The following is a 21,252-nucleotide window of genomic DNA, read 5'->3' as shown; positions in this document are numbered from 1 at the left end:
TTAACTTCACAAGTTTGTGAAAGTAGCGTACGTTCCGAAACATGACCAAGGCAATCACCGTGTCCGGACTGCACAAGTCGTTCGGCCGGACGCACGCGCTGGACGGCCTTGACCTCGCCGTCGAGACCGGCGAGGTCCATGGCTTCCTCGGCCCCAACGGAGCCGGCAAGTCCACCGCCATCCGGGTCCTCCTCGGGCTGCTGCGCGCCGACTCCGGCGCGGCCCAGCTCCTCGGCCGGGATCCCTGGCGGGACGCGGTCGAGCTGCACCGGCGCGTGGCCTACGTACCCGGGGACGTGACGCTGTGGCGGAACCTCTCCGGCGGCGAGGTCATCGACCTGTACGGGCGGCTGCGCGGCGGGCTCGACACGGCGCGGCGGGCCGCTCTCGTCGAACGCTTCGAACTCGACCCCACCAAGAAGGGGCGTACGTACTCCAAGGGCAACCGCCAGAAGGTCGCGCTGGTCGCCGCGTTCGCCTCAGACGTCGATCTGCTCATCCTCGACGAGCCGACCTCGGGACTCGACCCGCTGATGGAAGAGGTCTTCCAGCAGTGCGTCACGGAGGAGCGCGACCGCGGCAGGACCGTCCTGCTCTCCAGCCATGTGCTGAGCGAGGTCGAGGCGCTGTGCGACCGGGTGAGCATCATCCGCAAGGGCGTGACCGTCGAGTCGGGTTCGCTCACCGAGCTGCGCCATCTGACCCGTACGAGCGTCAGCGCGGAGCTCTCGGGGCCGCCCGCCGGACTGGCCGAGCTGCCCGGGGTGCACAACCTGGCCGACCAGTCCGTCGCCGGGGGCCCGGGCCGACGGGTCCGGCTCCAGGTCGACACCGACCAGCTGGACGCGGTGCTCCGCTCGCTCTCCGCGTCCGGCATCCGCTCGCTGACCAGTACCCCGCCCACCCTGGAGGAGCTGTTCCTCCGCCACTACGCGCCGGACGAGCAGACGACCGGCGCGCCCGCGACCCACGTGCCCCCGTCCGCGACCGCGACCGACGCGTCCACGACCGACGAGGCGGTGTCGCGATGACCGCCGCCGCCGTAGCCGTCCCGGCGGCCCGCACCGCCGGCTCCCGCCATCTGGCCGGCACCCGCCCGCTGTTGCGGCTCGCCCTGCGCCGCGACCGGATCATGATCCCGGTCTGGGTGCTGGTCCTCGGCGGTTCCTTCGCGTCCGTCGCCCAGTCCTACTCCGCGCTGTACGACACCGCCGCCGCGCGGGCGGACCTCGCGCGGTCGATGTCCGCGAACAGCTCGCTGCGCGCCCTGTACGGACCGGTCTTCACCGACTCCATCGGCGGGCTCACCGCCGTGCGCATGGTCGGCTTCGGTGCCGCGCTCGCCGCCGTGATGAGCCTGGTCATCGTCGTACGGCACACCCGGGAGGAAGAGGAGACGGGCCGTCAGGAACTGCTCTCCTCGGCCATGGTCGGGCGCCGGGCGCCGCTGACCGCCGCGCTGCTCACGGCGCTGATCGCCAACGCCGCACTGGCCCTGGTGATCGTGGCCGGGCTCGCCGGATACGTCGGGGACACGGCCGGCGCACTGGCTCTCGGCCTCGCCGTCGCCGGGGTCGGCATGCTCTTCGCCTGCACCGCCGCCATCGCCGCGCAGATCACCGAGAACGCACGCCTCGCCAAGGGCCTCTCCGGCGCCGTCGTCGGCGCCGCGTTCGTACTCAAGGCGGCCGGTGACGCCGCGTCGGACGACGGCTCCTCCGTGCTGACCTGGCTCTCCCCGCTCGGCTGGGCGGAGAACGTCCGCGCCTTCGCCGGGGAGCGCTGGTGGGTGCTGCTGATGCTGCCGGCCGCCATCGCCGTCCAGGCCGTCCTCGCGTACACACTCGCTGGCCGGCGCGACATCGGGATGAGCTTCCTGCCCGCGCGCCCAGGACCGGCGCGGGGCAGGCTGCGCACGGCGGGCGGGCTCGCCTGGCGGCTCCAGCGCGGCAGCCTGTTCGGCTGGGGAACCGGCTTCCTGCTCGCCGGGATCGTCTTCGGCGGCATCACCGACGGAGCGGCGGACCTGGTCGGCGGCAACCAGCAGACCAGGGAGATCATCGAGCGGATGGGCGGCCGGCAGGGCCTGACCGACGCCTTCCTCGCCGCGATGGTCGGCGTGCTCGCCATGGTCGCGGCGCTCTATGTGGTCGCCTCCGTGCTGCGGCTGTACGGCGAGGAGACCGGCGGGCGCGCCGAACCGGTGCTGGCAGGGGGAGTCGGACGGCTGCGGTGGGCCGCGGGCCATCTGATGATCGCCTTCGGCGGCGGCGCCCTGGTCATGCTGCTCGGCGGGGTGGGGCTGGCCATCGGATACGGCCGGGCCCTGCCCGCCCTCCTGGGCGCCGCGCTGGTGCAGCTGCCCGCGATCTGGGTGCTGGGCGCGCTGGCGGTGGCGCTGTACGGCCTCGTCCCGAAGGCGGCCGTCGCCGGCTGGGCGGTCGCGGGCCTCGCCCTGGCCCTGGGCTGGATCGGCCCGGCGCTGGGCTTCCCGCAGTCGGTGCTGAACCTGTCGCCGTTCGGGCACCTGCCCAAGCTGCCGGGCACGGAGATGGCCTGGACGCCGGTGCTGGCGCTGACCGCGCTCGCGGCGGCGCTGGTGGCGGCGGGGCTGGCGGGACTGCGACGCAGGGACATGCTGAGCTGACCGGAGATGCACGTCGGCCGCTTTGTCCACAGGCTGTGGACAAAGCGGCCGACGTGCGTCAGCGCACGTACTTCTTCAGGGCCTCGGTGTCGAGTTCGATGCCGACAGGGTCCGGGAGAGTGAGCTTCGCGCCGAAGTCCGCCGTCTGACGAAAGCGGTAGCCGTCCGCCCCCGGGTCACTGTGCACGGTGACCCTGCCATGGTCACGGTCGATCAGCAGATAGAGCGGGATCCCGGCCGCAGCGTAGGCGGCGGGCTTCTCCTTACGGTCCCGCCGGTCGGTGTCGGAGTCGTACGAGGTGACTTCGACGGTCATGACCACATGTTCGGGGCTGGCCCAATCGCCCTGTCCGGCGAAGGTGTCCTCCGGGGCGAGGACGGCATCCGGCTTGGCCCGGCCTTTGCGGTACGCCTCGACCTGAAGCCCGAGTTCACCGCCGGCGTACAGCCACAGATCGGTACGGACCTGCATGCACCGCTTCTGAAGCCACCGGATGATCTCGCTGTGGTCGCCGTCCGTCATGCCCCTGATCCCGATCCGTCCGTGGATGAACTCCAGCCTGACGGCGTCGGATTCCCTCTCGACGAGCTCGGCGAGCTTCTCGAACTCCTCGACGGACATCTGAACCACGCGCTCTGCCATAACTGTCATCGTGCACCTCCTGTCAGGCGGATGCCAGTGTGTCGCGCCCTGCGGGCAGACGGGTCGGCTTTCCCGGTGTGATCACTCGTGCGAGTGATCAGCTGTCCGGTGCTCGCCGCCTCACCCCGGTGTGACCAGCCGCGCCTCGTACGCGAACACCGCCGCCTGCGTGCGGTCCCGCAGCCCCAGCTTCACCAGGATGCGGCTCACATGCGTCTTGATCGTGGACTCGGCGACCACCAGATGCTCGGCGATCTCGGCGTTGGACAGGCCCTGGGCGATCAGGACCAGGACCTCCGTCTCGCGCTCCGTGAGATCGCCGATCCGGGCCATCGCCGGGGCGCGCGGGGCCTCCGAGAGCTTAGAGAACTCCGTGATCAGGCGTTTGGTGACGGTGGGCGCCAGCAGCGCCTCGCCGGACGCCACCACCCGCACGCCGTCCGCCAGCTGCCGCGCCGAGGCGTCCTTCAGGAGGAAGCCCGAGGCTCCGGCGCGCAGCGCCTGGTACACGTACTCGTCGAGGTCGAAGGTGGTCAGTACCAGCACCTTCGCGTCGGCGTCGGCCGCGACGATCTCGCGGGTCGCCTCGATGCCGTTCAGCTCCGGCATCCGGATGTCCATCAGCACCACATCGGGGCGGTGCACGGCGACCTGGCTGACGGCCTCGCGGCCGTTCACCGCCTCGCCGACGACCTCGATGTCCGGCATCGCGTTCAGCAGGACCGAGAAGCCCTCGCGGACCATCACCTGGTCGTCGACGATCAGCACCCGGATCGTCATGACGCGTCCCCGTCCTGCACGGCGGTCACCGGGATGAACGCCGCGACCTCGTAGCCACCGTCCTCCAGGAGGTCCGCGGTCATCTCGCCGCTCAGCATCGAGACACGCTCCCGCATCCCGGTGATGCCGTGCCCTGCCCCCGGCGACGGTTTGACCAGGCCCTGCGGCGCGCTGTTGACGATCCGCAGGCCGAGCCCGCCCAGGACGTACGAGATCTCGACCTTCGCCGTCGATCCCGGTGCGTGCCGCAGCGCGTTGCTGAGGGCCTCCTGAACGATGCGGTACGCCGACAGCTCCACGCCCTGCGGCAGCTCGCGGACCGCGCCGGTGACTGTCTTCTCCACGGTCAGGCCGGCGTCCCGGACGTTGCCGAGCAGCCCTTCCAGCTCGGCGAGCGTGGGCTGCGGGGCATCGGGGGCCTGGTAGTCCTCCGCCCGTACGACACCGAGGACCCGGCGCAGCTCGGTCAGCGCCGCCACCGCGTTCTCCCGGATCGTGACGAACGCCTGCTCCAGCTCGGGCGGTGGGTTCTCCACCCGGTACGGGGCGGCCTCGGCCTGGATCGCGACGACCGACATGTGGTGCGCGACCACATCGTGCAGCTCGCGGGCGATGGTGGTGCGCTCTTCGAGCAGCGTGCGCCGGTCGCGTTCGACGGCGGTGACGCTCTGCTGGGCGGCTACCTCCTGCCGTGCGTCGCGGCGGACGTGGAGCACGGTCACCGTCAGCAGCACCAGCGCGGAGACAAAGAGCAGCGGAGGGGTGGTGGGGAAGTAGCCGCGGTTGAGGACGGCCTCGGCGAACAGCCCGTACAGGGCGGTGAGCACCCACATCCAGGCGGCGGTGCGCGGCCTGGTGCGGATCGCCGTCACCGTCATCACGAAGAGAGCCGCGGCGAAGGCGCTCGGCGTCCAGGGCCAGCCGCCGTAGCCGCCGGAGACGAGACCCAGAAAGCCGCTGCCGATCATGAGCAGCCACCAGGCGCCGACCGGCCTGACCAGTGTGAGCAGCACCGGCACCGCCGGGAGGATGTCGAGCAGGCCGCTGTTGTAGCCGATGAGGACCACGATCAGCGCGCATCCCACGATCACGGCGTGCGGGGTCCAGGCCGCGCGCTCCCGTATCCGGCGCGGCAGCCGGCGGGTGATCGGGCCGTCCGTCCGCATGGGCTTCAGCGGGCGATAGGCGAAGGCGTCGTGGAAGAGGTCCTGGCGCAGGCCGCCGATCGCGTTCATGGCCAGCCGGAACTCGGGGCTCCGGGTCTTCCCGGTATGTGTCTGGGTCACGTTGCCACGGTAGGGGGCGTGCCGGGCGGGGTCGTCACCAGCGAAGCGGATCCTTCCCCGTCCCTCCCAGGTACTACACGCTCCCACCAGGCACGGAGCGCGGCACTCACCAGGCGAGCTGGGCGATCTCCTCCGCGACCACCGCGCACGCGTCCGCCGCCGGGTCGATGAGCGGGAAGTGGCCCACGTCCTCCAGCAGGGTCAGGCCGACCATCTCGCCCGCCCGGGCCGCCGCGTCCACGTACGCCTCGGGGACGGCGTACGGCACGGTGAGGTCCGTACGGCCCTGCACCACGGCGGTCGCGATGCCCGTCGGCAGCAGGGCGGCCGGGTCGGCGCTCTCCCTGCGCTTCTTGAATTCCTCCTCGCCGCCCAGCAGCTGGAGGATGGCCCCGCCGCACACGTCCAGCTCGACGGCGCGTACGAGATCCGCGATCGGCGCGAGCGCGACCACTCCGCGGAACTGCGGTGGGTGCGGCAGCCGCCAGGGCGAGCCCTCGGGCAGCACATGCCGGGCCGCCGCCCACAGCGCGAGATGGCCGCCGGCGGAGTGCCCGGTCACCACGATCCGCCGCGCGTCGGCCTGCGGCAGCGCGTCCGCGACCAGCGCGGGCAGCGCGTCCATCGCGGCGGCCACATCGTCGAACGTCTCCGGCCAGCGCCCCGCCACCGGAGCGCCGCCGCCCTGCTGCGGGATGGCGGAACCCCGCCGGTACTCCACATTGGCGACGGCGAACCCCCGGCGGGCCAGGAAATCCGCGAACGGGGTGAGGTGTCCCCGGTCGTACGGCGCCCGCCACGCCCCGCCGTGCAGCACGACGACGAGAGGCACCCGCTCCTGGTTGCCCCGGGGGGCATAGAAGTCGATCACCTGATCAGGGTGTTCGCCGTACGCCGCGGTGGCATCGGGCAGGACGCCCGGATGGGCGAAGACCGATTCGGCCTCTGCGGCGTCACGAGCAACGGCATCGTGCGCGGCGGGGTCCGGCATGTTGCTCCAACCTCTCGGTACGGGGGCCGAATTGACCTGATCAGCGGGGACGGTATCAGCCCCGGCGGGCGTTGATCACACCCCTCGGCCCCCCGGCCGGACACGGGTCAGGCGGGCGGGCCCGCCGGGACCTCCGTCAGGACCTCCGCGAGCACTCTCGCCGCCCGTTCCGCGTCGGCGAAGCCCACATAGAGCGGGGTGAATCCGAACCGCAGAAGGTCCGGCCTGCGGAGGTCGCCGATCACTCCCCGGGCGATGAGCGTCTCCATGACGGCGGGCGCCTCGACGCATCGCAGGGCGACCTGGCTGCCGCGTTCCGCGTGCGCGGCGGGGGTCACCGACCTGACCCGCCCCGGCGGCGCGTATGCCTCCACGCACTCCAGGAAGAAGTCCGTGAGCGCCAGGCTCTTCGCTCGTACGGCCTCCACCCGCACCCCCTCCCAGACGTCGAGGGACGCCTCCAGCGCCAGCATGGAGAGGATGTCGGGGGTGCCGACCCGGCCACGGACCGCGCCGTCCGCCGGCGCGAAGTCCTGGGCCATCGCGAACGGATCGGTGTGCGCGTTCCAGCCGGGCAACGGGGAGTCGAAGCGGGCCTGGTGGCGCTCCGCGACGTACAGGAAGGCGGGCGAACCCGGCCCGCCGTTCAGGTACTTGTACGTGCAGCCCACCGCGAGGTCCACGCCGTGCGCGTCCAGGCCGACCGGCAGGGCACCCGCGCTGTGGCACAGGTCCCAGACGACCAGAGCCCCGGCCTCGTGCGCGGCGGCGGTGATGCCGGGGAGGTCGTGGAGGCGGCCCGTACGGAAGTCGACATGGTTGACGAGCACCACAGCGGTCCGCGGTCCGAGGGCCCCGAGCAGGTTCTCCGGGTCGAGGGGGACGATCGGCCTGCCGGTCATCCGGGCCGCGGACCGGGCGATGTAGCCGTCCGTGGGGAAGGTCGTGGCGTCGACCAGGATCTCGTCCCTGGCCGGCTCCGCGGGGTCCAGGAGACGTACCGCCGCCACCACGGCCTTGAAGACGTTGACGCTGGTGGAGTCGCCGACGACGATCTGCCCAGGGCCCGCGCCGACGAGCGGCGCGATCCGGTCGCCGATCCGCTCGGGCGCGGTCCACCAGCCGCCCTCGGTCCAGGAGCGGATGCGCAGCTCGCCCCACTGGCGGCTGATGACGTCCTGGATCCGCTCGGGGACATGGCGGGGCAGCGCGCCCAGCGAGTTGCCGTCGAGATAGACGGAGTCGTCGTCGAGGGTGAACAGCTTGCGCCGCTCGGCCAGTTCGTCGGCGGCGTCCAGCTCGGCGGCGCGCTCGGCCAGGGATTCGGCGGCGCCGGTGCGGTCGGTGAGGTGGGGGACGTCGGTGACGTCGGTGCGGGACTCAGACATGGCTGCGCGCCGTCCAGAGCTCGGGGAAGACGTTCTTGGTGGCCCGCTTCTCCAGCCAGGCGACGCCCGCGGAGCCGCCCGTGCCGGTCTTGGAGCCCATCGCCCGCCGGGTCGCCACCAGATGGTCGTTGCGCCAGCGCCACACCAGCTCGCCCACGTCCGTCAGCGCCTCGCCGAGCCGGATGAGCTCGGTGTGCTGGTCGGGGTCGCGGTAGATGCCGGCCCAGATCTCCTCGATCGCGGCCGACGGCTCGTACCGCTTCGAGAGATCGCGGTCGAGCACCGCCGGCGGCACCGGCAGTCCGCGCCGCGCGAGGAGCCGCAGCACCTCGTCGTACAGGCTCGGCTCCTGGAGCGCCTTCTCCAGCTCGGCGTGGACGCGCGGCGCGCCCCGGTGCGGGACGAGCATGGAGGCGGACTTGTCGCCGAGCAGGAACTCCAGCCGCCGGTACATCGCCGACTGGAAGCCGGAGCCCTCGCCGAGCGCGCTGCGGTACGAGTTGAACTGCGCGGGAGTCAGCTGTCCGAGTGGCTTCCAGGAGGCGTTGAGCGCGTCCAGCTCGCGTACGGACCGCTTGAGCGCGTCGACCGCCACCTGCGTCCGGTCCTCGCGCAGCGCGCGGGACGCCGTCTCCCACTCATGGACGATGACCGTGAACCACAGCTCCATGACCTGGGTGGTGACGAGGAAGACCATCTCGCCGGGGTCGTCGGAGAGGGGGTGCTGCAAGTGGGTGAGGACGTCCGCCTGGACATAGTCCTCGTACGGGGTCGTCCCCGCGAAGTCGAGATTCGGGGTGTCCGAACCGGCGGTGCCGGCTCCGGAGGCATCGGGGTCGTGTGACATCTCTGTCTCCTCGAATTGCTACCGGGTAGCGGTCCGCCCCTTCCGTGTTGGTTACGGAGCCCCGGTCCCCTCCGCGCATCATAATCCTGGGTCCGGATCCGGGCTCCATATGCGGGCTCGATATGCCACGTCCGCTCCGGGGTCCAGGCTCCGGGCTGCGGGGTCCGAGTTCCGAGTTCTGTCAGAGGGTCGGGCCGGTGATGTACGTCCCGTGCTCGTTGTACGGCCAGGCATTGGACCGGCAGCCGTTGAGGCCCTTGATCTGCTGCATCATCACCGGCGCGAGCTTGCCGGGGCCGCGGCAGCCCATGTGCTGCCGGATACCGATCTCATGGCCGACCTCGTGGTTGATGATCAGGTGCCGGTACTCCGCGGCGGACCCGCGGAACGTCGGCGATCCCAGCACCCAGCGCCGCAGATTGACCACGACGCCGTCGACGGTCTCGCAGTTCAGTTCGCCGCGGGTGTTGAGCCCCTGGGCGAGGCAGAGCCGGTCGGCGGTGGCCGGGGTGGCGATACGGATGACGAAGTCGGCGTCCGAGGAGACCAGCTGGAAGGTGCCCCGGCCGTGCGCGGCCCAGCTGCGCGGGTGGGCGAGGATCCGCTGGATCTCGGCGGCCGCCCCCGTGGCGGAGATGTCGATGCCGTTCTCGACCTGCACGCGGTAGCGGCGCAACGGTCCTGAGCCGACCCGGTCGCCGTCGGCCCGCGCGGTGGTGAAGGTGCCGGGGCCCGAGGCGGGGACGCGGGGCGGCGCGGGCGGGCGGCGCGAGGAGGCGGAGGAGCCCGGCTCGACGGAAGCGCTGGGACTCGCGGGCGGAGAGGGCGGAGAGGGCAAGGAGGGCGGGCGCTTCGAGGACGCCGACGCGGAGGGGGTGGGCTCCGGCGAGCGGAGGGGGTCCGTGACCTCGCGGGCCGTGGCGGGACCGGTCCCCGCCTCGTCACCCTGCCAGGAGGCGACGGCGGCACCGCCGCCGACGATCACGGCGGCCAGGACGAGTCCTGCCAGGACTATGTGGGCCGGCGAGCGGCGGCCGCGGTTGCTCCTGCGACCGCGCCCGCGGGCAGGCCCACGACGGCGTCCTCGGCGGCCGACGGCACGCTTGCCCACGACAGACTTCTCCCCTGGTGAGGCCGGCGGCGGGGGGAGAGGTGGGGTGCTGTGGGGCCTCTGTGCCGGAAGTGACTGGTGATGCGACAACGCGTGCGATCGTACAGACCGAAGGCCCGCGCCCTGGGAGACGGGCCGGGCCTTCGAAAGGTTGCTTCTTCAACCGGACAACTCAGCCGAGGGTGTCAGCCGCCAGCGGCGAGGAGTCCCGCAGGAACGTCGCGCAGCGCTCGTACTCCTCCTGCTCACCGATCGCCTGCGCGGCGCGGGCGAGCGCGTGCAGGGCCCGCAGGAAGCCGCGGTTCGGCTCGTGCTCCCACGGCACCGGGCCGTGCCCCTTCCACCCGCTGCGCCGCAGGGAGTCGAGTCCGCGGTGGTAGCCGGTCCTGGCGTACGCGTACGACTCGACGACCCGGCCGTTCTCGAACGCGACGTCGGCGAGCTGCGCCCAGGCCAGCGAGGAGGTCGGGTACTTCGCGGCGACATCGGTGGGCGGCGTGCCGTTCGCGAGCAGCTCGCGCGGCTCGGGATCGTCGGGCAGGTGGGTGGGGGGCGGTCCCCCCAGGAGGTTTTCATGGATGGCCATGTCTACAGTCTGCCTTGCCCGCTCCGGCGACTCTCGCCATCGGCCCCCGGGCCCGGTCTCACCGGACCTACGAGGCGGTCGCGGGCCGGTCCGTAGGTCCCTCGGCCGTCACCGGTTCCAGCGGCGGCGCCGTCAGACCGCAGTGGATCCTGCACTCCGGCCGGCTCGCCGCGTCCTTCGGCGTACGGATCCGCCAGAAAGCGATCACCGCGCCCAGCACCAGCACCCCCGCGCACAGCGGCATCGCGCGGCGGAAGGTCTCGCCGAACTGCGTAGCCGAGCGGTACGACTCCGGGCCCATACCCGTGAGCAGCGGCAGCGCGGCCACCGCCAGGAGTCCGGCCGCGCGGGCCGCCGCGTTGTTGATGCCGCTGGCCAGGCCCGCCCGCGCGGTGTCCACGGAGGCCAGGACCGTCGCCGTCAGCGGCGCGACCAGCGTCACCATGCCCGCCCCCATCACCACGAGCGCGGGCAGCACATCCGCCAGATACGAGGCGTGCTGCCCCACCCGCAGCATCAGCAGCAGCCCCGCCGCGCACAGCAGCGGCCCCACCGTGAGCGGAATGCGCGGGCCGATCTTCGCCCCCAGCGCACCGGACCGCGCGGAGAACAGCAGCATCAGCACGGTCGTCGGCAGCAGGGCCGCCCCCGCGCCCAGCGCCGAGTACCCCACGACGACCTGGAGCTGGAGCGCGGTGAGGAAGAAGAAGCCGCCGAACGCCGCGTACACGCACAGCGTCACCAGGTTGACCGAGGTGAACAGCCGGGACGCGAAGATCGACGGCGGCAGCATGGGGTCCGCCCTGCGCCGCTCGACCAGCACGAAGACGACGGCGACCAGCACACCCGCGACCCCCGCCCACAGCGCCTTGGCGATCAGCGAGTACGTCACGAGCGCGAGCGCCCCCGCGCCGAGCACCGCGCCCAGTACGTCGAACCGGCCGTGCGCCGCCGGATCCCTGGACTCCGGTACATGCCGCAGCGCCACCGGCACACAGATCGCGGCCAGCGGCAGGTTGATGAAGAACACCCAGCGCCAGCCGGCCCCGTCGACCAGCCAGCCGCCCAGGAACGGGCCGACCGCCGCGCCGACCCCGCCGAGCCCCGACCACACCCCGACGGCCCGCGCCCGGTCGTCCGGATGGAAGCTCGCCTGGATGATCGCGAGCGATCCCGGTACGAGCAGCGCCCCGCCCACGCCCTGCAACGCCCGCGCGATGATCAGCACGATCGCGCTGGGCGCGAGCCCGCACAGCAGCGAGCCGAGCGCGAACCAGACGGTGCCGAGAACGAAGATCTTCCGCCGCCCGAACCGGTCGCCGAGCGACCCGCCGAGCAGGATCAGCCCGGCCAGCGTGAGCGTGTAGGCGTTGACGGTCCACTGAAGATCCGCCAGGTCCGCGTTGAGGCTGTCCCCGATATGGGGGAGCGCGACATTGACGACGGTGGAGTCCAGCAGGGCCATGCTGGAACCGAGCACCGTCGTCAGAATGACCCAGCGGCCCTTGGCCGAGGACAGCCTGATGTCCATACCGGGATCATCCCCGCCCCCGGGCTAGGGGGCGAGCCGGCGCAGCACCCGGATCAGGGCGTCGGTGCCCTGTTCCACCTTGGTGCGGGGGCACCCCACATTGAGTCGTACGAAACCGGCGCTCCCATAGGTGGCGCCCGGCATGATCGCGACCTTCTCGCGCTCGATCAGATCCCGCTGGACCGCGTCGTCATCGACCCCGAGGGCCCGGAGATCGATCCAGGCGAGATAGCCGGCCTGCGGGGGCCGCCAGTCCAGCTGCGGGAAGGCCGAGTCGAGCCGGTCGGCGACGCTGCGCAGATTCCCCTCCACATACGTGTTGAGGGCGTCCAGCCAGGGGCCGCCCTCGCGGTACGCCGCGATATGCGCGGTCAGGGTCAGCACGGCGGGCGAGGCGAGGCCTTCGCCGGTCTCCATCCGGCGCAGGAAGGCCGCGTGGTCGTCCGGGTCACCGATGATTCCGTACGAGCCGCTCAGCGCGGGGAAGTTGAAGGCCTTCGACGCGGAGGTGATGAGCGCCCACCGGCCGGCACCGAACCGGGTCCAGGGCAGATGGCGGTACCCCTCGGGCACGGAGTCCGCATGGACGAAGTCGGCATGGATCTCGTCGCTGATGACGGCGACACCGTATGCCTCGGCGAGCCGGGCGAACTCCGTCAGCTCGTCCTCCGTCCACACCCGTCCGGTGGGGTTGTGGGGCGAGCAGAGCAGCAGCACCTTGCTGCCGGGCCGGGCGAGCTGCCGCTCCAGCGCCGCCGTATCGCCGATCGGCGCCCCGCGCAGGTCGCGTCCGAGCCCGGAGATCGACTTGAGGAAGCCGTCGTACGTAGGGGTGTGGACGACGACGCCGTCCCCCGGCTCGGTCCACATGCGCAGCAGCTGGGAGAGCTGATTGAGCACGGACGGCCCGTACACCACGCGCTCGGTGTCGATATCGGTGTCGTACCGCGACGCGAACCAGTGGCGTATCGCGGACAGGAAATCCTCGTTGCGCCAGTCGGTATAGCCGAGGACGCCATGGGCGATGCGCCGCTGAAGCGCGTCGAGCACCTCGGGCGGCGAGGCGAAGTCCATGTCGGAGATGGTGAAGGGGAGCAGTCCATCGACGCCGAAGCGGTCCGCGACGCCGTCCCACTGCACGCACCAGGTGCCGTAGCGGTCGATGGGGGTGTCGAAGTCGTAGCCCACGGTGATTCTCCTCCGGGCATGACGGGGGCCCGGTACCGACAGCGATACCGGGCCCGACGTGCACAGGCTGTTGCTCGGTTCTACTTGATCTTGGTGCCCGTGGAGCGCAGCGCGGCGCAGGCCTCGGTGACCCGCTTGGCCATGCCGGCCTCGGCCAGCTTGCCCCAGGTGCGCGGGTCGTACGTCTTCTTGGAGCCGACCTCGCCGTCGACCTTCAGCACACCGTCGTAGTTCCGCAGCACATGGTCGGCGACGGGGCGCGTGAACGCGTACTGGGTGTCGGTGTCGAGGTTCATCTTCACGACGCCGTTCTCCAGCGCGGTGGCGATCTCCTCGGCCGTGGAGCCGGAGCCGCCGTGGAAGACGAAGTCGAAGGGCTGGCTGCCGGCGGGCTTGCCGTACTTGGCGCCGACGCCCGCCTGCAGGTCCTTGAGCAGCTCGGGGCGGAGCACGACATTGCCCGGCTTGTAGACGCCGTGGACATTGCCGAAGGACGCGGCCAGCAGGTAGCGGCCCTTCTCGCCCAGGCCGAGGGCCTCGGCGGTGCGCAGCGCGTCATCGACGGTGGTGTACAGCTCGTCGTTGATCTCGTGGGTGACGCCGTCCTCCTCGCCGCCGGTCGGAGTGATCTCGACCTCAAGGATGATCTTGGCGGCGGCGGCCTTGGCGAGCAGCTCCTCGGCGATGGACAGGTTGTCCGCGAGGGTCTCGGCGGAGCCGTCCCACATGTGCGACTGGAAGAGCGGGTTACGACCGGCCTGGACGCGCTCGGCGGAGATGTCGAGCAGCGGACGGACATAGTCGTCCAGCTTGTCCTTGGGGCAGTGGTCGGTGTGCAGCGCGACCGTGATGTCGTACTTGGCGGCGACGATGTGCGCGAACTCGGCGAGCGCGACGGCGCCGGTCACCATGTCCTTGTTGTACTGACCGCCCAGGAACTCGGCACCACCGGTGGACATCTGGATGATGCCGTCGCTCTCGGCCTCCGCGAAGCCGCGCAGCGCAGCGTGCAGGGTCTGCGACGAGGTCACATTGATGGCCGGGTAGGCGAACTTGCCTGCCTTCGCCCGGTCGAGCATCTCGTTGTAGACCTCGGGGGTTGCGATGGGCATCGGGCCGCTCCTTGTGATGTGCGGGTGTGAGGTGCTTGTCCCTGACCTGGGGGCGACGTCATCGTCGCCCCCATCTTTCCAGACTCCTGTCCGGGCTCCACCTGGAGCACGGCAGATACGGCGATGCGGGCTGGGCCGTTTCACGTGAAACGGCCCAGCCCGCATCGAAGAACCAGGTCAGGCGAGGCCGAGCTCGTCCAGCGCATAGACATTGAGGTACGGGAGCCCCGCCTCCGCGATGGCGGGGGCCGCACCGCGCTCCACGATGACCGCGACCGCCACCACCTCACCACCGGCCTCGCGGACCGCCTCGACGGCGGTCAGCGGCGAACCGCCGGTGGTCGAGGTGTCCTCGACCACCAGGCAGCGCCGGCCCTTGACGTCCGTGCCCTCGATCCGGCGCTGGAGGCCGTGCGCCTTCTGCGCCTTGCGGACGACAAACGCGTCGAGGCGCTTCCCGCGCGCGGCGGAGGCGTGCAGCATCGAGGTCGCCACGGGGTCGGCGCCGAGCGTCAGCCCGCCCACACAGTCGAAGTCCAGCTCGGCGGTGGCATCGAGCATGACCTGACCGACCAGCGGCGCGGCATGTCCGTCCAGCGTGATCCGGCGCAGGTCGATGTACCAGTCGGCCTCGAGACCCGACGAAAGGGTCACCTTGCCGTGCACCACGGCCTTGTCCTTGATCAGCTGAAGCAGCTCAGCCCGTACGTCAGTCATGCCCATCAGCTTAGGTCCCGCCAGCTCCACGTCGTCGCGATCTCCAGCGGGTCCACGGGGGTGACCAGCCGGGGCAGGGTGTTGAGGCCGTTCGGCGGGCCCGACTGCGGCTCCACACAGACCGCCTCGGCCTGCTCGTCGTAGATCACGACCCACTCGGCGCGGCTGGCGACCTTGAGCTCCAGCCGGCCGGGCCAGGTGAGGGTGACATCGACACCGTCCGGCATCCCGAAGCAGTCGTCCCACGGACTGAAGCGCGGCGGGATACGGCGGCCGGTGGGCAGATGATCCTCGCCGCGCTCCTCCTGCCACGCGGCGGTGAAGTCGACGCGCACATCAGCGCCCTCGCCGCCGAGGTTGCGCAGGAACCAGGGGTGCCAGCCCGCCTGGGCGGGAAAAGAGGTGTCGTACGTCTCCACCCCCAGCACCAGGGTCAACGAGTCCTCGGTCAGCTCGAACGTCTGGGTGACCAGCCCGCTGTACGGCCAGGGGTCGACGAGCTCGTACGTGAACGACGCCTTGTTCTCGCCGATCCGGGCGGTGTGCCAGGCCGTGTCCCTGCCGGTGCCGTGAATCGCGTGCGGCGGGGAGTTGAGCGGCATCTGCCGGACCACCTCGCCGTTGCGGAACTGCCCGTGCTCGATTCGCCCGCACCACGGCACCATCGGGAAGCAGCCGTACCGCTCGCCTTGGCGCAACAGCTCGGTCCCGCCGATGCGCAGACTGCCGATCCGGCAGCCGTTCGCCGGGCTGATGGTCAACTCGGCGTCGCCCGCCGCCAGTCGGATGCTCTCTTCGCTGCTACTCACGCTCCGACATTACTTGCGACGCCGCAGAACGCGTCCGACCACCACGGCGGAGGCGAGCGCGAGGGCGGCGGCCGGCGCGACCCACCGGAGCGTGGCCCCCGCGCTGGCGGACTCGGGCGCGGGCACGGGTGCGTACCGTCCACGCGGCGGCGCGTGATCGACCTCCTCGGCGCTCCGCCCGATCATGGTGCGCCGGGCGTGGGCGGCCTCGGCGGGGGGCTCGTCGGGAATGAGGAAGTCCCCTTCCCCGGACGCGGTCTCGCCGTCCAGAGCGGCCGGCGTCACGTCCACGTCGAACGCGGGCACGTCGTCGACGTCTGGCTCCACGGGGGCCGCGGTGTCCGCGGCCGCGTCTGCGTCTGCGTCTGCGGGGGCCGGGGTGTCCGTGGTGTGCGCCTGCGGGTCCGCGGGGGCCGGGGGTTCGGGCACCTCCGACGGCTCCGGCGGGGCCGACTCCTCGCCCAGCCGCGCGGCCAGGCGGTCCAGCAGGCGGTGCGCAGCGGCCACGGTCGCTTCGTCGGGCAGTTCCGCGAGCCGGCCCTCGGAGCGCGACCCACCCGTGAAGGCGAGCGTCGTGCCGCCCGTGGCTTCCGTCAGCCGGACCGTGAGCGTCAGCTTGGCGGAGCCCGTGCCACGGACCTCCGCGCCGTCGCCCTCCACCTCGAACACACCGTCCCGCTCGGCGAGGGTCAGCGCGCCGCGGTAGGTGATCGTATGGCCGCCGATACGCACCTTCAGACGACCCGAGAGCGGGCCGGCCGACTCCTCGGCGTCCTGTTGGAGCCCCGGCACGCAGCGGGCGACCCGGGCGGGGTCGCGCAGCGTCTGCCGGAGAGCCTCTACCGTAACCGGAACGAACACCTCATGCTCCATGCCCCCGAGCCTACTCAGCCCGGCCCCGGTCCGGCGGTGGAACGGCTCGTCTGGGCGGGGGCGCCGTCCGGCGGGGTGCGGTGGTCTTGGCCGGGTGCGGGTCGCCGTCCGGCGGGGTGCGGGTTGTCTTGGGCGGGGGCCGGTTTTCGGGTGCGGGTTGTCGCCGGGTGCCGGGCAGGGGTGGTGTCCTGGACTGCATGATTTACGGCGCGTGCGGACCGGATCCCGGGTGCGGGTTTGTCGAGCGCCACAAATCACGCTCTACGTCCTGGACACCACCCCTACCCGTCCCCCTCCACCACCCGCACAGACCCCCCACCCCACCCCTCCCCAAGCCGGGCGGGGGCCACCGGCGGGAGGGGGTCGGGGGTGCAGGAGGTGCGTGTCCGGACGTAAAGCGTGATTTGTGGCGCTCGACAACCGGTCACGTGACTTCCGGTCCGCAGGGCGCCGTAAATCATGCAGTCCGGACACGCGCCTCCGGAACCCCCGGCACCCGCACCCCAACGAACGGCCCGCACCCCCACCCCCCGCCGGACGGCGAAACGCCCCCCTACCCCCCGTACCGCGGATGCACCAGCGTTGACGGCGGCAGATCCCGCGTCCCCGCCCCCAGCGCCACCACCCCCCGCGACCGCAGCCTCGGCGCATCCGCCGCCAGCCCCAGCCGCGGCCGCCCGCCCACCTCCGCCAGCTCGAACCCCCAGTCGCTCGCCGCCGACCTGCCGCCCCGCCCCCGGTCGGGCCCCGCCGCGAAGCGCGACAGCCGTCCCGTCGCGCGGTACGGGCTCGTGCTGAACCCGGACGCGCGCAGCGTCGCGTCGACCGTCCAGTACGTGCGCGGCTGGGCCGTGGGCGACCCCGCGTGCACAGCCAGCCGCCCGCCGTCCGCGAGCACGCGCGCGGTGAGGCCGTAGAACTCCTCTGAGTACAGCTTCGTGCTGGACGTGATGCCCGGGTTCGGCAGATCCGAGATGACCACGTCGTACGTCTCCCGCCGCACCTCCCGCAGCCAGGTGAACGCGTCCCCGTACACCGCCCGCAGCCGCGGATCCCGGTACGCGTGCCCGTTCAGCGCCGCCAGCGCGGGGTCCGTACGGGCCAGCCCGACGACCCCCGGGTCCAGCTCGACCACGGTGACCTCGCGGACGTCCCCGTACCGCAGGACCTCCCGCGCCGCGAGCCCGTCGCCCCCGCCCAGGATCAGGACGCGCGCGTGCGGCCCGCGCATCGCGGGGTGCACCAGCGCCTCGTGGTAGCGGTATTCGTCCCGCCCGCTGACCCGTAGCCGCCCGTCCAGATAGAGGTCCAGCGGCCCCGAGCGCCCGCCGGTGAGCACGACTTCCTGCACATCCGTGTGGACGGCGACCCGCACCCGGTCCCCGTACACCGCCCGCCGCGCCGCCCGCTCGAAGTCGTCGACCAGGACCGCCGCGGTGGCCAATATCGCCAGCACCAGGACATTGACGGTCACCAGCAGCCGGCGCGAACGCGGTGTCAGATCGCGCCCGAAGACCCAGAGGACCAGCGCGCCGCCCGCCACCGCGTTGACCGCGCCCGTCAGCAGCGCGCCCGTCAGCTGTCCGAGCCAGGGCAGCAGCAGGAACGGGAAGGCGAGCCCGCCGACGAGCGCGCCCACATAGTCGGCGGCGAAGAGATCCGCGACGGTCCCGCCGGCGTCCTGCCGGGAGACCCGTTGTATGAGCGTCATCAGCAGCGGGATCTCGGCGCCGATGAGGATGCCGATGCCGAGCGAGAAGCCGACCAGCGCGTAACGGGACTCACCCATCCACGCGAAGCTCGCGTACAGCACGAGCGCCGAACAGCCGCCGAGCAGCGCGAGCGCCGCCTCCAGCAGCCCGAACCCGACGACCGCCCGGCAGCGCAGCCGCTTGGCGACCAGCGAGCCGATGCCCATCGCGAAGACCATCACGGACAACACGACGGACGCCTGGGTGACGGAGTCCCCGATCAGATACGAGGCGAGCGCGACCAGCTCCAGCTCGTACACCAGTCCGCACGCGGCGCAGACGAAGACCACGGCGAGGACCAGAAAACGCCTCGCGTCCCCGCGCAGGGGCAGCCGCGTCTCACCCTGGGGCGGCGAAGACACTGACTGGTCGATCATGCCCGTAACGCTACGTTACGAATTCATTGCGTTTTGTCACCCACACGGGTGCAATTACAACGAGGCAGGTGTACGGACGCAGACGCGCGTACGCGTCGCGACGAGCTGCCCCTCCTGGGGGTACGCGTGCCACGTACGCCAGCGCACCTGGCCCTCGTCGTGCTGCGCGAGCATCGCGGTGAAGGCGTACGGGGAGCCGGGGAAGGTGCCGGCCAGCCCGTTCGGGTGGTCGCTGACCAGGGCGAGCAGTTCCTGCGCGCGCCCGGCGAACGAGCTGTGCGAGAGGGTCTCGACGCGCGCGGCGAATTGGTACTCCCACTCGCCCAGCGGTCTGGAGACGCCGAGTGGCAGCGGCGTGCTGCTGCCCGCGATACAGGCGACGGTCTCGGAGCAGGTGCCCCCCTCCTCCTCCAGAAGCACCTGATGGGAGGCGCCGAGCAGCCTCAGTTGCAGGAGAGCGCCGGCGAGGTCGAGGTTGAGGACGGCCAGGGCGGGAAGCGGCTCCCGCCCCAACGCCCAGGCCAGGTCGGCGGCGCGGGTGTCGGTGTAGGCGGTCTCTAGGGTCGTGAGCATGGGTCGGCTCCGCAAAAACGCTTGACGGGAGAACCGGGGACGTCCCGGACGATGAGCGACGGAACTGTGGGGGGAGATCGCCCGCTCGGGGTCCATATGAGGTCCGAGGGCTGGAAGCTCTCAACAGCGAGGGAATCACGAACTACCCAGCGTTCACAGTACTTTTAACCAACTTGGCCCTGTTTCCATCCCCTCGGGGGCCTTACTGGTCAAATGTTCAATCCAAACAGCCAAAAGGGTCAACCAACCGGTCAACACGACGATGTCCGGTGGGAGTTCGTTCCCCACCGGACATCGACTACCGCGGACCAGCTGCCCCGTGTCAGCTGCCTCCGCCGCCGCATCCCCCGCCGCCGCACGACGAGCCGCCCCCGCAGGAGGAGCCGCTGCTGCCGCAGGTGGATGAGCTGCCCCCGCAACTGGTCCCCCCACTGCCACTGCCGCCGCCGCTACCGCTGCCGCCGCCGGCCCACCAGCTGCCGCCGGCGGCGCGCTTCGCGCCCTTCTTCTTCAGAGAGGGGCCCGAGGTCGCGCCGCTCCTGGACGCCCCACGGCGCTTCGGGCGTGCCTTCTCCCGGCTGCCCACACTCACCACGAGCCCGATGAACGCGACCGCGATCAGAACGACCGCCACTCCCAGACCAGTCATGGTCCTCACCGTCCTTCTGTTCCCCCGAAGCGAGACCCCCCGCGCCCGTCGCGTGGCGGGCCTCGCACTGACCGGTGTTGCGTGACCTTCTTGTATGAACGTGTTGCGTGACTGGGGTGTCCCCTCGGCGCCGGCGGCCCAAAGCTGACTTGAGCAACTCCAGAGGTTCGGCACAGGATGGCCGGCATGACCGCACGCGAACCGGGATCACGCCCGCTGCTCAACCGCCGCCTCGCCGAGTTCGGCACGACGATCTTCGCGGAAATGTCGGCACTGGCCGTACGGACCGGGGCGATCAACCTCGGTCAGGGCTTCCCCGACACCGACGGCCCCGAGGAGGTCAGGGAAGCGGCCGTACGCGCGCTGCGCGACGGCCGCGGCAATCAGTACCCGCCCGGCCCCGGCGTCCCCGAGCTGCGCACCGCGATCAGCGAGCACCAGCTCAAGCGGTACGGCCTGACGTACGACCCCGACACCGAGGTCCTCGTCACGGCGGGCGCCACCGAAGCCATCGCCGCCGCGCTGCTCGCCCTGGTCGAGCCGGGTGACGAGGTGATCGCGCTGGAGCCGTACTACGACTCGTACGCGGCGTGCATCGGTATGGCGGGCGGCACCCGCGTCCCCGTCACCCTGCGGCCCAGGGACGGCGCGTACCACCTGGATCTGGACGAGCTGCGGGACGCCGTCACCCCCCGCACCCGGCTGATCCTGCTCAACACCCCGCACAACCCCACCGGCACGGTGCTCAGCCGCGAGGAGCTGGCGGCCGTCGCGGAACTCGCCGTCGAGCGCGATCTGCTGGTCGTCACCGACGAGGTGTACGAGCATCTGGTCTTCGAGGGCGAGCATCTCCCGATCGCGGACTTCCCGGGGATGCGCGAGCGGACCGTGACGATCAGCTCCGCCGGCAAGACCTTCTCCTTCACCGGCTGGAAGGTCGGCTGGGTGACCGGGACGCCCGCACTGGTGACGGCGGTGCGCTCCGCCAAGCAGTATCTGACCTATGTGTCGTCGGGCCCGTTCCAGTACGCGGTCGCGGAGGCCCTGCGCCTGCCGGACCGCTACTTCGACGACCTGCGCGCCGACCTGCGGGCCAAGCGCGACGTGCTGTCCGCGGGCCTGACGGCGGCCGGCTTCGAGGTCTACCGCCCGGCCGGCACCTACTTCGTGACGACTGACATCCGCCCGCTCGGTGAGAGCGACGGCTTCGCGTTCTGCCGCGCCCTGCCGGAGCGGTGCGGTGTCGTGGCCGTACCGAACGCCGTCTTCTACGACCACCGCGAGGAGGGCGCGCCCTTCGTACGCTTCGCCTTCTGCAAGCGCACGGACGTCCTGGCGGAGGCGGCGGCCCGGCTCAAGACCCTCGCGTAGTCCTGTTCCACGCGGCGAAAAG

General features: G+C 71.6%; 20 protein-coding genes. 3 read left to right on the top strand and 17 right to left on the bottom strand.

Features of this window, described 5'->3' with window-relative positions:
• The first annotated feature begins 41 nt into the window (after nucleotides 1–41).
• On the top strand, nucleotides 42–1,031 hold the full coding sequence (locus tag ACFVWW_RS11330; RefSeq protein ID WP_386877299.1) for an ATP-binding cassette domain-containing protein: 990 nt from the start codon (nucleotides 42–44) through the stop codon (nucleotides 1,029–1,031).
• Nucleotides 1,028–2,647, top strand: a complete 1,620-nt coding sequence (locus tag ACFVWW_RS11325; protein WP_384332627.1) for an ABC transporter permease — start codon at nucleotides 1,028–1,030, stop codon at nucleotides 2,645–2,647. The genes ACFVWW_RS11330 and ACFVWW_RS11325 overlap by 4 nt, the downstream gene beginning before the upstream one ends.
• Before the next feature lie 58 nt (nucleotides 2,648–2,705).
• On the opposite strand, the gene ACFVWW_RS11320 is transcribed toward ACFVWW_RS11325, so the two are convergent.
• The 17 genes from ACFVWW_RS11320 to ACFVWW_RS11240 form a co-directional block, all read right to left on the bottom strand.
• Nucleotides 2,706–3,299: a Uma2 family endonuclease gene (locus tag ACFVWW_RS11320; protein ID WP_384332630.1), complete on the bottom strand. Its 594-nt coding sequence runs from the start codon at nucleotides 3,297–3,299 to the stop codon at nucleotides 2,706–2,708.
• A 111-nt stretch (nucleotides 3,300–3,410) separates the two neighbouring features.
• Nucleotides 3,411–4,070: a response regulator gene (locus ACFVWW_RS11315; RefSeq protein WP_384191265.1), complete on the bottom strand. Its 660-nt coding sequence runs from the start codon at nucleotides 4,068–4,070 to the stop codon at nucleotides 3,411–3,413.
• Complete coding sequence (locus ACFVWW_RS11310; RefSeq protein WP_386877395.1) at nucleotides 4,067–5,305, bottom strand: sensor histidine kinase; 1,239 nt, start codon at nucleotides 5,303–5,305, stop codon at nucleotides 4,067–4,069. The genes ACFVWW_RS11315 and ACFVWW_RS11310 overlap by 4 nt, the downstream gene beginning before the upstream one ends.
• Before the next feature lie 157 nt (nucleotides 5,306–5,462).
• Nucleotides 5,463–6,347 (bottom strand): alpha/beta hydrolase family protein, encoded by an 885-nt coding sequence (locus ACFVWW_RS11305; RefSeq protein ID WP_384191267.1) that lies wholly within the window; start codon nucleotides 6,345–6,347, stop codon nucleotides 5,463–5,465.
• Between the two features lie 107 nt (nucleotides 6,348–6,454).
• Nucleotides 6,455–7,735 (bottom strand): kynureninase, encoded by a 1,281-nt coding sequence (gene kynU, locus ACFVWW_RS11300; protein ID WP_386877298.1) that lies wholly within the window; start codon nucleotides 7,733–7,735, stop codon nucleotides 6,455–6,457.
• Nucleotides 7,728–8,582, bottom strand: coding sequence for a tryptophan 2,3-dioxygenase (locus tag ACFVWW_RS11295; RefSeq protein ID WP_384191271.1), 855 nt, complete (start codon nucleotides 8,580–8,582; stop codon nucleotides 7,728–7,730). The genes kynU and ACFVWW_RS11295 overlap by 8 nt, the downstream gene beginning before the upstream one ends.
• Nucleotides 8,583–8,763: 181 nt before the next feature.
• Complete coding sequence (locus ACFVWW_RS11290; RefSeq protein WP_386877297.1) at nucleotides 8,764–9,693, bottom strand: DUF3152 domain-containing protein; 930 nt, start codon at nucleotides 9,691–9,693, stop codon at nucleotides 8,764–8,766.
• 172 nt (nucleotides 9,694–9,865) lie between these two features.
• Nucleotides 9,866–10,279 (bottom strand): DUF3151 domain-containing protein, encoded by a 414-nt coding sequence (locus tag ACFVWW_RS11285; RefSeq protein WP_384191275.1) that lies wholly within the window; start codon nucleotides 10,277–10,279, stop codon nucleotides 9,866–9,868.
• A gap of 67 nt (nucleotides 10,280–10,346) precedes the next feature.
• Nucleotides 10,347–11,810, bottom strand: coding sequence for an MFS transporter (locus ACFVWW_RS11280; protein ID WP_384191278.1), 1,464 nt, complete (start codon nucleotides 11,808–11,810; stop codon nucleotides 10,347–10,349).
• A gap of 24 nt (nucleotides 11,811–11,834) precedes the next feature.
• Nucleotides 11,835–13,004 (bottom strand): MalY/PatB family protein, encoded by a 1,170-nt coding sequence (locus tag ACFVWW_RS11275; protein ID WP_386877394.1) that lies wholly within the window; start codon nucleotides 13,002–13,004, stop codon nucleotides 11,835–11,837.
• A gap of 74 nt (nucleotides 13,005–13,078) precedes the next feature.
• The gene (gene fbaA, locus ACFVWW_RS11270; RefSeq protein ID WP_384191280.1) at nucleotides 13,079–14,110 is read right to left on the bottom strand and encodes a class II fructose-bisphosphate aldolase; all 1,032 of its coding nucleotides are present in this window, start codon (nucleotides 14,108–14,110) and stop codon (nucleotides 13,079–13,081) included.
• 177 nt (nucleotides 14,111–14,287) lie between these two features.
• Nucleotides 14,288–14,827 carry an orotate phosphoribosyltransferase gene (gene pyrE, locus ACFVWW_RS11265; protein WP_384337788.1) on the bottom strand — a complete coding sequence of 180 codons (540 nt, stop codon included), beginning with the start codon at nucleotides 14,825–14,827 and terminating at the stop codon, nucleotides 14,288–14,290.
• A 5-nt stretch (nucleotides 14,828–14,832) separates the two neighbouring features.
• A complete protein-coding gene (locus ACFVWW_RS11260; protein WP_384337786.1) occupies nucleotides 14,833–15,636 on the bottom strand; it encodes an aldose 1-epimerase in 804 nt (267 codons plus the stop codon).
• 9 nt (nucleotides 15,637–15,645) lie between these two features.
• A complete protein-coding gene (locus tag ACFVWW_RS11255) occupies nucleotides 15,646–16,509 on the bottom strand; it encodes an SRPBCC domain-containing protein (protein WP_386877296.1) in 864 nt (287 codons plus the stop codon).
• A 553-nt stretch (nucleotides 16,510–17,062) separates the two neighbouring features.
• Nucleotides 17,063–18,637 (bottom strand): polyamine aminopropyltransferase, encoded by a 1,575-nt coding sequence (locus ACFVWW_RS11250; protein ID WP_386877295.1) that lies wholly within the window; start codon nucleotides 18,635–18,637, stop codon nucleotides 17,063–17,065.
• Between the two features lie 54 nt (nucleotides 18,638–18,691).
• On the bottom strand, nucleotides 18,692–19,210 hold the full coding sequence (locus ACFVWW_RS11245; protein WP_384179428.1) for a DUF2617 family protein: 519 nt from the start codon (nucleotides 19,208–19,210) through the stop codon (nucleotides 18,692–18,694).
• A 322-nt stretch (nucleotides 19,211–19,532) separates the two neighbouring features.
• Complete coding sequence (locus tag ACFVWW_RS11240) at nucleotides 19,533–19,859, bottom strand: hypothetical protein (protein WP_386877294.1); 327 nt, start codon at nucleotides 19,857–19,859, stop codon at nucleotides 19,533–19,535.
• 186 nt (nucleotides 19,860–20,045) lie between these two features.
• On the opposite strand from ACFVWW_RS11240, the gene ACFVWW_RS11235 reads away from it, so the two are divergent.
• Nucleotides 20,046–21,230, top strand: a complete 1,185-nt coding sequence (locus ACFVWW_RS11235; protein WP_384337323.1) for a pyridoxal phosphate-dependent aminotransferase — start codon at nucleotides 20,046–20,048, stop codon at nucleotides 21,228–21,230.
• Nucleotides 21,231–21,252: the final 22 nt, after the last annotated feature.

Source organism: Streptomyces sp. NPDC058198 (genome assembly GCF_042882605.1).
Taxonomy (GTDB): Bacteria; Actinomycetota; Actinomycetes; order Streptomycetales; family Streptomycetaceae; genus Streptomyces.
Note: the sequence above shows the minus strand (reverse complement) of the source record. Positions and strands in the feature narration are given on the sequence as shown.

Bases quoted from the DNA above. Each gene is read 5' to 3' on its own strand.
- fbaA (WP_384191280.1), bottom strand. From the start codon at position 14,110: ATGCCCATCGCAACCCCCGAGGTCTACAACGAGATGCTCGACCGGGCG.
- ACFVWW_RS11325 (WP_384332627.1), top strand. From the start codon at position 1,028: ATGACCGCCGCCGCCGTAGCCGTCCCGGCGGCCCGCACCGCCGGCTCC.
- ACFVWW_RS11295 (WP_384191271.1), bottom strand. From the start codon at position 8,582: ATGTCACACGACCCCGATGCCTCCGGAGCCGGCACCGCCGGTTCGGAC.
- ACFVWW_RS11310 (WP_386877395.1), bottom strand. From the start codon at position 5,305: ATGAACGCGATCGGCGGCCTGCGCCAGGACCTCTTCCACGACGCCTTC.
- ACFVWW_RS11255 (WP_386877296.1), bottom strand. From the start codon at position 16,509: ATGGAGCATGAGGTGTTCGTTCCGGTTACGGTAGAGGCTCTCCGGCAG.
- ACFVWW_RS11245 (WP_384179428.1), bottom strand. From the start codon at position 19,210: ATGCTCACGACCCTAGAGACCGCCTACACCGACACCCGCGCCGCCGAC.
- ACFVWW_RS11305 (WP_384191267.1), bottom strand. From the start codon at position 6,347: ATGCCGGACCCCGCCGCGCACGATGCCGTTGCTCGTGACGCCGCAGAG.
- ACFVWW_RS11235 (WP_384337323.1), top strand. From the start codon at position 20,046: ATGACCGCACGCGAACCGGGATCACGCCCGCTGCTCAACCGCCGCCTC.
- ACFVWW_RS11280 (WP_384191278.1), bottom strand. From the start codon at position 11,810: ATGGACATCAGGCTGTCCTCGGCCAAGGGCCGCTGGGTCATTCTGACG.
- ACFVWW_RS11285 (WP_384191275.1), bottom strand. From the start codon at position 10,279: ATGGCCATCCATGAAAACCTCCTGGGGGGACCGCCCCCCACCCACCTG.
- ACFVWW_RS11320 (WP_384332630.1), bottom strand. From the start codon at position 3,299: ATGACAGTTATGGCAGAGCGCGTGGTTCAGATGTCCGTCGAGGAGTTC.
- ACFVWW_RS11315 (WP_384191265.1), bottom strand. From the start codon at position 4,070: ATGACGATCCGGGTGCTGATCGTCGACGACCAGGTGATGGTCCGCGAG.
- kynU (WP_386877298.1), bottom strand. From the start codon at position 7,735: ATGTCTGAGTCCCGCACCGACGTCACCGACGTCCCCCACCTCACCGAC.
- ACFVWW_RS11330 (WP_386877299.1), top strand. From the start codon at position 42: ATGACCAAGGCAATCACCGTGTCCGGACTGCACAAGTCGTTCGGCCGG.
- ACFVWW_RS11250 (WP_386877295.1), bottom strand. From the start codon at position 18,637: ATGATCGACCAGTCAGTGTCTTCGCCGCCCCAGGGTGAGACGCGGCTG.
- ACFVWW_RS11240 (WP_386877294.1), bottom strand. From the start codon at position 19,859: ATGACTGGTCTGGGAGTGGCGGTCGTTCTGATCGCGGTCGCGTTCATC.
- pyrE (WP_384337788.1), bottom strand. From the start codon at position 14,827: ATGACTGACGTACGGGCTGAGCTGCTTCAGCTGATCAAGGACAAGGCC.